The organism is Streptomyces sp. NPDC045695, from assembly GCF_056432025.1.
In genome coordinates this window covers 338,209-349,962 of the sequence record NZ_JBWKJU010000006.1, presented here as the reverse complement: position 1 = coordinate 349,962, position 11,754 = coordinate 338,209, and the positions used below count along the sequence as shown (strand labels likewise).

At 71.9% G+C, this 11,754-nt stretch carries 11 protein-coding genes; 5 read left to right on the top strand and 6 right to left on the bottom strand.

The features are described from left to right. Positions 1 to 28: 28 nt before the first annotated feature. Complete coding sequence (gene gad, locus AC07DU_RS14330) at positions 29 to 1,420, bottom strand: glutamate decarboxylase (RefSeq protein WP_479111579.1); 1,392 nt, start codon at positions 1,418 to 1,420, stop codon at positions 29 to 31. A 278-nt stretch (positions 1,421 to 1,698) separates the two neighbouring features. Between gad and melC1 the strand changes: the two genes are divergently transcribed. Beyond that, positions 1,699 to 2,100, top strand: a complete 402-nt coding sequence (gene melC1 / locus AC07DU_RS14325) for an apotyrosinase chaperone MelC1 (protein WP_479111577.1) — start codon at positions 1,699 to 1,701, stop codon at positions 2,098 to 2,100. Next, the gene (gene melC2 / locus AC07DU_RS14320; protein WP_479111575.1) at positions 2,097 to 2,942 is read left to right on the top strand and encodes a tyrosinase MelC2; all 846 of its coding nucleotides are present in this window, start codon (positions 2,097 to 2,099) and stop codon (positions 2,940 to 2,942) included. The genes melC1 and melC2 overlap by 4 nt, the downstream gene beginning before the upstream one ends. Here the strand turns inward: melC2 and AC07DU_RS14315 are convergent. Together AC07DU_RS14315 and AC07DU_RS14310 are read right to left on the bottom strand one after the other, a co-directional pair. After that, positions 2,900 to 3,601: a response regulator gene (locus AC07DU_RS14315; protein WP_479038343.1), complete on the bottom strand. Its 702-nt coding sequence runs from the start codon at positions 3,599 to 3,601 to the stop codon at positions 2,900 to 2,902. The genes melC2 and AC07DU_RS14315 overlap by 43 nt on opposite strands. After that, complete coding sequence (locus AC07DU_RS14310; protein WP_479111610.1) at positions 3,598 to 5,196, bottom strand: sensor histidine kinase; 1,599 nt, start codon at positions 5,194 to 5,196, stop codon at positions 3,598 to 3,600. Before AC07DU_RS14310 ends, AC07DU_RS14315 begins: the two co-directional genes overlap by 4 nt. A 156-nt stretch (positions 5,197 to 5,352) precedes the next feature. Between AC07DU_RS14310 and AC07DU_RS14305 the strand changes: the two genes are divergently transcribed. Both AC07DU_RS14305 and AC07DU_RS14300 read left to right on the top strand, forming a co-directional pair. Next, on the top strand, positions 5,353 to 6,759 hold the full coding sequence (locus AC07DU_RS14305) for a cation:dicarboxylate symporter family transporter (protein WP_479111573.1): 1,407 nt from the start codon (positions 5,353 to 5,355) through the stop codon (positions 6,757 to 6,759). A 275-nt stretch (positions 6,760 to 7,034) separates the two neighbouring features. Next, a complete protein-coding gene (locus AC07DU_RS14300; RefSeq protein WP_479111571.1) occupies positions 7,035 to 8,810 on the top strand; it encodes a S8 family serine peptidase in 1,776 nt (591 codons plus the stop codon). Positions 8,811 to 8,879: 69 nt separating this feature from the next. On the opposite strand, the gene AC07DU_RS14295 is transcribed toward AC07DU_RS14300, so the two are convergent. The 3 genes from AC07DU_RS14295 to AC07DU_RS14285 form a co-directional block, all read right to left on the bottom strand. Beyond that, positions 8,880 to 9,554 (bottom strand): (2Fe-2S)-binding protein, encoded by a 675-nt coding sequence (locus AC07DU_RS14295; protein WP_360905034.1) that lies wholly within the window; start codon positions 9,552 to 9,554, stop codon positions 8,880 to 8,882. Positions 9,555 to 9,618: 64 nt separating this feature from the next. Next, positions 9,619 to 10,029 carry a VOC family protein gene (locus AC07DU_RS14290; protein WP_479038355.1) on the bottom strand — a complete coding sequence of 137 codons (411 nt, stop codon included), beginning with the start codon at positions 10,027 to 10,029 and terminating at the stop codon, positions 9,619 to 9,621. 65 nt (positions 10,030 to 10,094) lie between these two features. Next, positions 10,095 to 10,895, bottom strand: a complete 801-nt coding sequence (locus AC07DU_RS14285; protein ID WP_479111568.1) for an alpha/beta fold hydrolase — start codon at positions 10,893 to 10,895, stop codon at positions 10,095 to 10,097. 140 nt (positions 10,896 to 11,035) lie between these two features. On the opposite strand from AC07DU_RS14285, the gene AC07DU_RS14280 reads away from it, so the two are divergent. Next, positions 11,036 to 11,722, top strand: coding sequence for a GNAT family N-acetyltransferase (locus AC07DU_RS14280; protein ID WP_360905025.1), 687 nt, complete (start codon positions 11,036 to 11,038; stop codon positions 11,720 to 11,722). Positions 11,723 to 11,754: the final 32 nt, after the last annotated feature.

The following is an 11,754-nucleotide window of genomic DNA, read 5'->3' as shown; positions in this document are numbered from 1 at the left end:
CGGGCCGACAGGATTCGAAAGAGACGGCCTAGTGATGGAAGCCGGACCGGGGTGCCTCGGCCGGTACGGGCGGGGGCGTGGTCCGCAGGTGCTCCACGGCCCGGCGCAGGTCGGCGGCGAGCAGGGCCATCTGGTCGCGGGTCACGCCGTGCCGGACCAGGACGCGCTGGACGACCGTGTCGTCCCGGTCGGCGGGCAGCCGGTACGAGGGCACCTGCCAGCCGCGCAAGCGCAGCCGGTCGGAGAGGTCGTACAGGCTGAAGCCGGCGGCGGCCGGGTCGGTGAGCGTGTAGGAGACGGCGGGCAGGGCCCCTTGGCCGTCGTAGAGGAGCGTGAAGGGGCCGATCCGTTCGATCTCGCGGGCCAGGTACTGGGCGGTGTCGGCGCAGGCCTGCTGGACCCGCCGGTAGCCGCCCCGGCCCAGGCGCAGGAAGAGGTAGTACTGGGCGATGACCTCTCCGCCGGGGCGGGAGAAGTTGAGGGCGAAGGTCGGCATGTCGCCGCCCAGGTAGTCCACCGTGAAGACGAGGTCCGCGGGCAGCAGGTCGGCGCTGCGCCAGACGATCCAGCCGACCCCGAGGGGCGCGAGCCCGTACTTGTGGCCGGAGGTGTTGACGGAGGCGACGCGCGGCAGCCGGAAGTCCCACACGACGTCGGGGTGCAGGAAGGGCGCGACGAATCCGCCGCTCGCCGCGTCCACGTGGAGCGGGACGTCCCAGCCGTGCTCGGCCTGGATCCGGTCGAGCGCGGCGGCGATCTCGGCGACGGGCTCGTAGTCGCAGGTGTAGGTGACGCCGAGGATGGCGACGACGCCGATGGTGTTCTCGTCGACGTACGCGGCGAGCTGATGGGGCCGCAGCCCGGTTTCGCCGGGCTCCAGGGGGACTTGGCGCAGCTCGACGTCGAAGTAGCGGGCGAACTTCTCCCAGCAGACCTGGACCGGGCCGCAGACCAGGTTGGGGCGGTCGGCCGGCAGGCCCGCGGCGCGGCGGCGCTCGCGCCAGCGCCACTTGAGGGCGAGGCCGCCGAGCATGGCGGCCTCACTGGAGCCGGTGGTGGAGCAGCCGGTGGCGGCGGCTTCGGCGGGGGCGTTCCACAGGTCGGCCAGGATGTTGACGCAGCGGGCCTCGATCTCGGCGGTCTGCGGGTACTCGTCCTTGTCGATCATGTTCTTGTCGAGGCATTCGTTCATCAGGCGGTGCACGCCGTCGTCCGACCAGGTGGTGCAGAAGGTGGCGAGGTTCTGGGCGGCGTTGCCGTCGAGGAGGAGTTCGTTGTGGAGCAGCTCGTAGACGACCTCGGTGGGTGAGTGGTCCTCGGGCATCCGGTACTTGGGGAGGATCTGGCCGCTCAGCGCGGACGCGAACACGTCCGTCTCGGCATCCGCGGCGCGTGCGTCCTTCGTCTCATGAAGTGCCATATCGGGACTATATGTGTCATAACCGCTGGACCGTCACGAGACCGACACCGCCGCCCCACCGCGCCTTCCGGCCGACCCTGCGATGTGACCCCACCCATAGGACCCCCGATGGACCGGAGGAATTACCGCCCAGTAGACTCAGCACCGCAGATCTTCCCGTTCTGACCTCAGGAGCCGGTCCGGACGGGAAGATCATCCAACTTGTTCTACCGGCAACTTATCCGCCGATGTCCGGATAGCGGTCGCCCCTCTCCCCCGCCCTGATACCTCTTCAGCCCATGAAGAAGATCACTCGCCGTCAGGCGTTGGGCACGACTGCCGGTGCGTTAACCGTCCTCGGCCTCAGCACCGCCGTGAACGGCGTTTCCACCAGCGCCGCCGCGGTCCCCTCCGGGTCCACGCCCACGTCCCCGCCCGCGGACACCGTCGACGAGGTCTACCAGGGACGCCGCATACAGATCACCCCGGGCCCGGGCGGCCATCACGGCGGCCACCACGCGCCCGGCCTGCCCACCGTCCGCATAGACGACCGCGAACTGCACGTGATGCGCAACGCGGACGGCAGCTGGATCAGCGTGGTCAACCACTACGAGACGTACCCCGACCCCGTTCTGCTGGCCCGCGCCGCGGTCCGCGACCTCCAGGGCGCGGCCCTGGTCCCCTTCGGGGGTGCGGCGTGACCGTCCGCAAGAACCAGGCCGCTCTGACTCCCGAGGAAAAGCGGGCCTTCACCGCGGCCCTCCTGGAGCTCAAGCGCACCGGCACCTACGACCGCTTCATCACCACCCACAACGGCTTCATCATGGCCGACACCGACGCGGGCGACCGCGTGGGCCACCGCTCCCCTTCCTTCCTGCCCTGGCACCGGCGCTTCCTGCTGGAATTCGAGGCGGCGCTGCAGAAAGTGGACGCGAGCGTCTCGATCCCCTACTGGGACTGGACTACGGACCGCACCGCCCGCTCCTCCCTCTGGGCCCCCGATTTCCTCGGCGGCACCGGACGCGCCCGCGACGGGCAGGTCCTCGACGGCCCGTTCGCGTACGCCGCGGGAAAGTGGAACGTAGGCGTACGGGTGGACGGGCGCGCGTACCTCAGGCGCGCGCTCGGTACCGGCGTCGCCCAGCTGCCGACCAAGGCCGAAGTGGACTCCGTCCTGGACATGCCGGTCTATGACACGGCGCCCTGGAACAGCTCCGCCAACGGCTTCCGCAACCACCTGGAGGGCTGGCGCGGCGCCAACCTGCACAACCGGGTCCACGTGTGGGTGGGCGGTCAGATGGCCTCCGGGGTCTCCCCCAACGACCCCGTGTTCTGGATGCACCACGCCTTCGTCGACAAGCTGTGGGCCGAGTGGCAGCGCAGGCACCCGCGGTCCACGTACCTGCCGGCCGCGGGCACCCCGAACGTCGTGGACCTGAACGACACCATGCGGCCGTGGAACGACGTGACCCCGGCGGACCTGCTGGACCACCGGAAGTTCTACACCTTCGACACCGAGCCGGCCGCCGCCAGCCAGCGGTAGTGCAGTTCGGGGCGGCCCACCTGGCCGTAGCGGGGGGTGCGGTCCGCCCGGCCCGTGTCCACCAGGTGCTCCAGGTAGCGGCGGGCCGTGATCCGGGAGATGCCGGCCGCCTCGGCCGCCCCCGCCGCGGTCAGCCCCTCGGGCGCCGCCCGCAGCAGGGCGGCGACCCGGTCCAGGGTCGGCGCGCTCAGTCCCTTGGGGAGTTCGGCCGGGCGGGGGGCGCGCAGCGCGGCCATCGCCCGGTCCACGTCGTCCTGGCCGGCCGCCTCTCCCGCCGTCGCGCGGAACTCCGCGTAGCGCAGGAGCCGTTCGCGCAAGGTCGGAAAGGCGAAGGGCTTCAGGACGTACTGGACCACGCCGAGGGAGACGCTCTCGCGGACCACGGCCAGGTCCCGCGCGGAGGTCACCACGATCACGTCGACGGGGTGACCCGCGGCGCGCAGCCCGCGCGCGAAGCGCAGGCCGTGCCCGTCGGGCAGGCCGAGGTCGAGCAGCAGCAGGTCGACCCGGGTCCGCTCCAGGACCCGGGTGGCCTCGGCGAGCGAGTGGACGGCGCCGACGGCGGTGAAGCCGGGCACCCGGCCGACGTAGAGCGCGTGCGCGGCGGCGGCGACCGGATCGTCCTCGACCACCAGGACCCGTACGTCGCCCCCGCTCATGCCGGGCCCCCCGCGACGGGCGCATCGGCCGCGGGATCGCCCTGGGCGCCCGGCGGGGTCGCGAGCGGCAGGCGTACGGTGAACTCCGCCCCGCCGCCCGGGCCCGGCGCGGCGACGGCCGCGCCGCCGTAGCGCTGCGCCACCTGCCGGACCAGGGCGAGGCCCAGGCCGCGGCCCTCCCCCTTGCCGGACCAGCCCCGGCGGAACACGTCCACTCCCTCGGGGAGTCCGGGCCCGTTGTCCGCGACCCGCAGCAGCAGCTCCTGCCCCTCGGGCCGCAGGGTCACCGCGATCCGCGCGCCCGGTACGGCGGTGACGGCGTCGACCGCGTTGTCGATGAGGTTGCCCAGGACGGTGATCAGATCGCGGGCCGGGGGCAGCCCGGCGCCCCCGTCGGCCAGACTGCGGCTGTCGGCCGTGACGACCAGCTCCACGCCGCGCTCGTGCGCCTGGGCGGCCTTGCCCAGCAGCAGCGCCGCCAGCACCGGCTCGCCGACCGCGGTGACCACCTCGTCGGTGAGGGCCTGGGCCAGTTCCAGTTCGGCCGTGGCGAAGTCCACCGCCTCGTCCGCGCGGCCGAGCTCGATGAGGGAGACCACGGTGTGCAGCCGGTTGGCCGCCTCGTGGGCTTGGGAGCGCAGGGCCTGGGTGAAACCGCGCTCGTGATCCAGCTCGCCGGTCAGCGCCTGGAGTTCCGTGTGGTCCCGCAAGGTGACCACGGTGCCCCTGCGGCCTCCGCCCGCGACGGGCGAGCTGTTGACGACCAGCACCCGCTCCGCGGTCAGGTGCACCTCGTCCACCCGGGGCCGGTCGGCGAGCAGGGCCCCGGTGAGGGGGGCGGGCAGCCCCAGGTCGGGGACCGTGCTGCCGGTGATCTCCCCGGCCGGCAGGCCGAGCAGTTCGCGCCCGGCATCGTTGATCAGGGTGATCCTGCGCTGCCCGTCGAGCATGAGCAGCCCCTCCCGGACCCCGTGCAGGGCCGCCTGGTGGTAGTCGTACATCCGGCTGAGCTCGGCCGCGTTCATGCCATGAGTGTGGCGGCGCAGCCGGGCGTTGACGACGTACGTGGCCACCGCGCCGAGGGCCACGGCGCCGCCCGCCACCCAGGCGAGGGAGGCGAGCTGCGCGCCGAGCCGGTCGCTGATGGCCCGGACGGTGATCCCGGCGCTGACGAGGCCGACGATCCGGCCGTCGTCCTCCAGCGGGGTGACGACCCGGATGGAGGGTCCGAGGGTTCCGGTGTAGGTCTCGCTGAAGGTCTCGCCGCGCAGGGCGGGGGCCGTGTTGCCCATGAAGGGCTCGCCGATCCGGCGCGGGTCGGGGTGGGTCCAGCGCCGCCCGTCGGGCGCCATGATCGTCACGAAGTCCACCCCGGAGTCCTCGCGCACCTTCTGGGCGTAGGGCTGGAGCAGGGCCGAGGGGTCGCTCCCGCCGGCCGCTCCCCGTACGGCCTCGCGCACGGACGGTGAGTCGGCGACCGCGCGGGCCACGGCTCCGGCCTGGCGCCGGGCGGCGTCCTCGGCCTGGGAGCGGGCGGTGGCGTACGCGAAGACGGCGCACCCGGCGACGACCACGGCGACCAGCAGCACCTGCATGGCGAAGAGCTGGCCGGCGAGGCTGCGCGGGGGCCGGGGAAAGCGGAACATGGCGCTCAGTGTGCACCGGGCCGTGAACTCAATGAACGCAAGGGTGACCGGGGTCACAGCCCTGGGCGATGGTCTCCCCGAACGCATTCACCACCGGGAGGCATCGTGGCCGCCAGACGCGACAGAACGCACTACCTCTACATCGCGGTGATCGGCGCGGTGCTGCTCGGCATCGCCGTCGGCTTCGCCGCGCCCGGCGTGGCCGTGGAGCTCAAACCGCTGGGCACCGGGTTCGTCAACCTCATCAAGATGATGATCTCGCCCGTGATCTTCTGCACGATCGTGCTGGGCATCGGATCCGTACGCAAGGCCGCCAAGGTGGGCGCCGTGGGCGGCCTCGCCCTCGGCTACTTCATGGTCATGTCCACGGTGGCGCTGGCCATCGGCCTGCTGGTCGGGAACCTGCTGGAGCCGGGCAGCGGGCTGCACCTGACCGAGGCGGTGCGCCACGCCGGCGAGGCGCAGGCCAAGGCGGGCGGGACCGAGAGCACTCCGGAGTTCCTGCTCGGCATCATCCCGACCACCCTGGTGTCCGCCTTCACCGGCGGCGAGGTGCTCCAGACGCTGCTGGTGGCGCTGCTCTGCGGCTTCGCCCTGCAGGCGATGGGCACGGCGGGCGAGCCGCTGCTGCGGGGCATCGGACACGTACAGAAGCTGGTGTTCCGGATCCTCGCGATGATCATGTGGGTGGCCCCGGTGGGCGCCTTCGGGGCGATCGCGGCGGTGGTCGGCGCCACCGGCATCGACGCGCTGAAGTCCCTCGCCGTCATCATGATCGGCTTCTACACGACCTGTCTGATCTTCGTCTTCGTGATCCTGGGCACGCTGCTGCGGGTGTGTACGGGGGTCAGCGTCTTCGCCCTGCTGCGCTACCTGGGCCGGGAGTTCCTGCTGATCCTCTCGACCTCCTCCTCGGAGTCGGCGCTGCCGCGGCTGATCGCGAAGATGGAGCACCTCGGCGTATCGCGGCCGGTCACCGGGATCACGGTGCCGACCGGGTACTCCTTCAACCTCGACGGGACCGCGATCTATCTGACGATGTCCTCCCTGTTCATCGCCGAGGCGATGGGCAAGCCGCTCGCCCTGGGTGAGCAGATCTCGCTGCTGCTGTTCATGGTCATCGCCTCGAAGGGCGCGGCCGGGGTGACCGGCGCGGGACTGGCCACCCTCGCCGGCGGACTGCAGTCGCACCGCCCCGAACTCGTGGACGGGGTCGGCCTGATCGTGGGCATCGACCGGTTCATGAGCGAGGCCCGGGCGCTGACGAACTTCGCCGGCAATGCGGTCGCGACGGTGCTCATCGGGACGTGGACCAAGGAGTTCGACCACGGGCGGGCCGCCGAAGTCCTCGCGGGGCGGCTGCCCTTCGACGAGAGCACGCTGGTCGACGACGCGCACGGGTCCGAGCCGACCGGAGCGGAGCCGGGCGGGGCGGAGCCGACCGGAGCGGACGCGACTGCGGACGCCGCGCCCGCCCCGGCGCACCACACCAAGGACGGCGTGCCGGTCTAGGAGGTCCGCCCGTACGGGCCGGCCGGGCAGGGTTCGCCCCCACGGTACCCAGCCCGGCCGGCCGCCACATTCTCCGTACTTGTCACCCATAGTCGGCATTCGGCCACCGATTAACGAACCCCCGTGTGGCAAAAGGTACTTCCCTACCAGGCCGTGTGCATGACATCTTGCGTCCACCACTTGTTTCGTACGACCCGGCGCGCACCACGCGCACCACCGGGTCTTCGGAGGACGCATTGATACCCCACATATCCAGCCGACCTCGACGTACCCTCGTGCTGGCCGCCACGCTCGGCGCAGCACTGGCCTTCGGGGCGCCCGCCGCACTCGCCGGCACCGCCCCGGTCTCGCCTTCCGGCTCCCCCGCCTCCGCCCCCGCGGCGGCGGCGCCCCGGGCCGCGGCCCCGACTTCCCAGAGTGCGACCTGGGTTGCCGGCACCCGCGCCTACCTCGTGATCACCACTCCCGGTGACACCACGGCGGTCCGTAACGCCATCACCGCCAACGGCGGCACGGTCTTCCAGTCCTACGACGCGATCGGCGTGATCGTCGCGCACTCCGCGTCCGGCTCCTTCGCCACCACCATGCGCGGTGTGAGCGGGGTCCAGCAGGTCGGCGCCACCCGCACCTCGGACGTGCCGGCGGACGCCTACAACCCGGCGCTGCCCGCCAACCCGGCGCAGGCCACGACGCCCACGGGCGAGCCGGTCCGCGCCGACATGACGCAGATCAAGGCCGACCAGGCCTGGGCCGTCACCACCGGCTCCAGCACCGTCAAGGTCGGCATCCTGGACACCGGTGTGGACGACCAGCACCAGGACCTGGCCCCGAACTTCAACGCGGCGGACTCCGCGTCCTGCGCGTACGGCAAGCCGGACACCCGCACGGGCGCCTGGCGCGACGTCGGCACCCACGGCACGCACGTGGCCGGTACGGTCGCGGCCGCCAAGAACGGCAAGGGCGTCATCGGCGTGGCCCCGAGCGTGAAGATCTCCTCGGTGCGCATCGCCGAGCCCACCTCCTCGCTGTTCTTCGCCGAGAACACCGTCTGCGGTTTCATGTGGGCCGGTGACCACGGCTTCAAGGTCACCAACAACAGCTACTACACGGACCCGTGGCAGTTCAACTGCCCGGACAACGCCGACCAGGCCGCCATCATCGAGGGCGTCAAGCGCGCCCAGGAGTACGCGGAGAGCAAGGGCTCGCTGCAGGTCGCGGCGGCCGGCAACTCCAACCTCGACCTGGCCAACAAGACGACCGACACCGAGAGCCCGAACGACTCGACGCCGGTCACCCGCACCATCACCAACGCCTGCCTCGACATCCCGACCGAACTCCCGGGCGTGGTGACGGTTTCGGCGATGGGCACCACCGCGAAGGCCTCGTACTCCAACTACGGCCTGAACGTCATCGACGTGACGGCTCCGGGCGGCGACGCCACCGGCATCTACAGCACCCTGCCGGGCGGCAAGTACGGCAGCATGAGCGGCACGTCCATGGCCTCTCCGCACGTCACCGGTGTGGCGGCGCTGCTCGCCAGCACCAACCCGGGCATCACCCCGGCGCAGCTGCGCGACAAGCTGGCCGTCCAGGCCAACGACGTCGCCTGCCCGTCGGACACCCGCTGCAAGGGCACCACGGCGAAGAACGGGTTCTTCGGCGAGGGCCAGGTCGACGCGCTCAAGGCGGTGGGCTCCACCCCGCCGCCCGGCAAGTACTTCGAGAACCCCGGGGACTTCGCCATCGGTGACAACACCACCGTGGAGAGCCCGATCACCGTCAGCGGGGTGACCGGCAACGCCCCGGCCACCCTCAAGGTGGGCGTGAACATCGTGCACACCTACATCGGTGACCTCAAGGTCGACCTGATCGCCCCGGACGGCACCGTCTACACCGTGCACAACCGCTCGGGCGGCAGCGCCGACAACATCAGCCAGGTCTACACCGTCAACGCCTCGGCCGAGGTCGCGAACGGCACCTGGAAGCTGCGCGTGAACGACAACGCCGGCGGCGACACCGGCAAGATCGACTCCTGGAACCTGACCTTCTAGTCAGCGGATCCGCGCGTCGGAACACCGGGCCGGCGGGGAGCACGCGCTCCCCGCCGGCCCTTCGCCGTCTCACCTGGTCCGCAGCACGCAGTCCCCGCAGAGCCCGCCGCCGGGCACCTGGTAGTAGAGGCAGCAGCTGCGCCGCACGAAGGCCACTCCGAGTCCCGGCTCGTGGAGGAAGGTCCCCGTGCCCGCCAGGGCTCCGCCCTCGGCCAGCAGCGCGCCCGCGAGGGCGACGGCCGCGTCGCCCGGAACCCTGTCGATCAGCATGCGCAGCGCCCCGACGAGCCCGGACGCGGCATTGCCCCGCAGGACCTTCGGCGAGACCCCGAACCGCTCCCGCAGGCCCGCGTCGAGCACGGCCAGGTTCCCCAGCACGGTCGGCCCGAGCCGGTCGGCCGGCAGCCCCTCGGGCTCTTGCTCGGGCAGCCACAGTTCCAGCGACCCCGCTTGCGGCAGCCGCCACCACACCCGGTCGGGCGACAGGTCGGGCACCCGCCCCGCCAGCGCCGCGCAGCCCAGCCCGAGCGACCACAGCCGCGAGGCGATGCCGAGGTGCGCGGTCGAGGCGGCCACCCTGCCGGGCCCGCTGCCGATCCGCCGCCCCACCTCGGCGACGTACGGCCCGAGCCCGTCCCCGTACAGGGCGGCCAGCGGCCGGAAGCCGGGCCCGGGCGGCTCCTTGCCGTACGGCACGGCGAAGAAGGGCCCCACGGCGGCCAGGCGCCGCAGTACGTCGTCCATGCCGAGGATGATCTCAGGCCCCTGCCTGCGGTCCGGGCAGGGGTCCGGTCCCGGCAGGGTCCGGTCAGGCGGGGTCGGGGGTCGCCCCTTCGAGGACCTCCAGGTAGTGCGGGTTGCGCATGATGCCGAGCACATTGCCGAAGGGGTCGGTGACCGCCGCAGTGACGAAGCCGCCGTCCCCGTGCGGGGTCACCGGCTGGTACTCCTCGGCGCCCAGGTCCAGCAGCCGCTGCCGGACCGCCAGAAGATCGTCCACGGCCCAGTACGCCACCGCGCCCCCCGGTCCCCCGGCCGCGCCCGGCGGGGCGTGGCGGCGGTCGACGATGCCCAGCTCGTGCTGGTAGTCACCGATGCGGAACTCCGCGTAGCCCGGCCGCTCGAAGTAGGGCGCGATGCCGAGCAGCTCGGTGTACCAGGCCTTCGCGGCCTCCAGGTCGTCGGCCCAGAAGTTGATCGTCGCAAGCCCGCGCAGCATCACTGACCTCCTCGGCAGGAACATCGTCCGACTCTACGGCGGCGCCCGCCGACCCGCTCGTCCGCTCAGATCCCGGCGAGGAAGCCGAGCAGCGCCCGGTTGAAGGCCTCCGGCTGCTCCACCCCCGGCAGGTGACCGGCTCCCTCGATGACGGCCAGCACGGAATCGGGCATCAGCGCGTGCAGGGCATGGGCCTGCGCGACCGGGGTGTAGACGTCGTCCGCGCCGACCAGCACCAGGCAGGGCTCGGTGGCCGCGGCGAGCACCGGCCGGTAGTCGGGGCGCTCGGCGCGGCCGCGCAGTGCGGCGGCGGCGCCCTGCGGGTCGGTCGCGCGCATCATGGCGCTCACCCGTGCGGCGGCTCCGGGCATGGCGGCCACGTTGTAGGGCGCCAGCATCTTGTCGATGACCTCGTCGGCGTAGGGCCCCATGCCCTCGGCGATCAGCCGTTCGGCGGTCTCGCGGCGGAGCTTGGCACCGTCCTCGGTCTCCGGGACAGGGGAGGTGTCGGACAGTACGAGCGCCCTTACCAGACCCGGGTGGCGCAGTCGCACCTCCATGGCGATCTGGCCGCCCATGGACACTCCACCGACGATCGCCCGTTCGATGCCCAGGCGGGCGAGGAGAGCGGCGAGGTCGTCCGCGAGATCGGCGAGCAGGGCCTTGCCCGGCAGCACCGGACTTTCTCCGTATCCTCGCAGGTCAGGCGTGATGACGCGGTAACCGGCGGCCGTCAGCGCGGCCGTCTGGGGGGCCCACATCGTGCGGTTGAAGGGATGTCCGTGGATCAGGATTACGGCCGCTCCGTCGCGGGGACCCAAGTCGTCGAAAATCAGTGCCGCGCCATTGCCAGATTGGGGGTTCATGAGAGCACTTTAAGGAGCTACATTGAGCCACTCGCGTTCACCTGACAGCCGGTTGCCTTTCACTCGTGTTTTGCACGAGGGGCGAGGTCAGGGACGCAGACTGTGCAACCACCCCACCGCCCAGAAGGACCGAAGGCTCCGTGCCCGTACCCGTACACCTCGCGGGCCGCACCGTGCGGCTCGAGCCCCTCGCACCCCACCACACCGAGGCCCTGGCCGTGGCCGGTGCCGAGGATCGTACGACTTACGCCTTCACCCCCGTACCCCATGGGGTGCAGGCGTCCCACGAGTACATCGACCGTGCCCTCGCCGATCAGGCGGCGGGTCGATCGCTCCCGTTCGCGGTGGTCAGAGCCACCGACGGCCGGGTCGTCGGTTCGACCCGGTTCCTGGAACTCGACTACTGGCAGGGGCCGCTCGTGTGGCCCGCAGTGCCCGGCGTCCCGTTCGGCGATCCGGCGACGGCGATCCCCGATGCCGCCGAGATCGGCAATACCTGGCTGTCCCCGGGCGCCCAGGGCACCGGCATCAACACCGAGGCGAAGCTGCTCATGCTGCGCCATGCCTTCGAGACCTGGGGCGTCCGGCGCATCTCGCTGCGCGCGGATGCCCGTAACGGCCGGTCGCGAGCGGCCATGGAACGTCTCGGCTTCACCTGCGAAGGGGTCCGCCGGGCCCATTCGCGGGGGCTGGACGGGGCGGTCCGCAGTACCGCCTTCTACTCGGTCCTCGACGAGGAGTGGCCGGCCGTACGGTCGGTCATCGAGCTGAGGCTGTCGCCGGGCGCACAGCGCAAACGGCGCCGCAAGACGCTCGTTCCGGCGTAACGGTCCTGCGCCGACGGCCCTCGTCCCGCCCT

Excerpts from the sequence above, each read along its gene's own strand:
- gad (WP_479111579.1), bottom strand. The coding sequence starts at position 1,420 with ATGGCACTTCATGAGACGAAGGACGCACGCGCCGCGGATGCCGAGACG.
- melC1 (WP_479111577.1), top strand. The coding sequence starts at position 1,699 with ATGAAGAAGATCACTCGCCGTCAGGCGTTGGGCACGACTGCCGGTGCG.
- AC07DU_RS14315 (WP_479038343.1), bottom strand. The coding sequence starts at position 3,601 with ATGAGCGGGGGCGACGTACGGGTCCTGGTGGTCGAGGACGATCCGGTC.
- AC07DU_RS14310 (WP_479111610.1), bottom strand. The coding sequence starts at position 5,196 with ATGCAGGTGCTGCTGGTCGCCGTGGTCGTCGCCGGGTGCGCCGTCTTC.
- AC07DU_RS14295 (WP_360905034.1), bottom strand. The coding sequence starts at position 9,554 with ATGGACGACGTACTGCGGCGCCTGGCCGCCGTGGGGCCCTTCTTCGCC.
- AC07DU_RS14290 (WP_479038355.1), bottom strand. The coding sequence starts at position 10,029 with ATGCTGCGCGGGCTTGCGACGATCAACTTCTGGGCCGACGACCTGGAG.
- AC07DU_RS14285 (WP_479111568.1), bottom strand. The coding sequence starts at position 10,895 with ATGAACCCCCAATCTGGCAATGGCGCGGCACTGATTTTCGACGACTTG.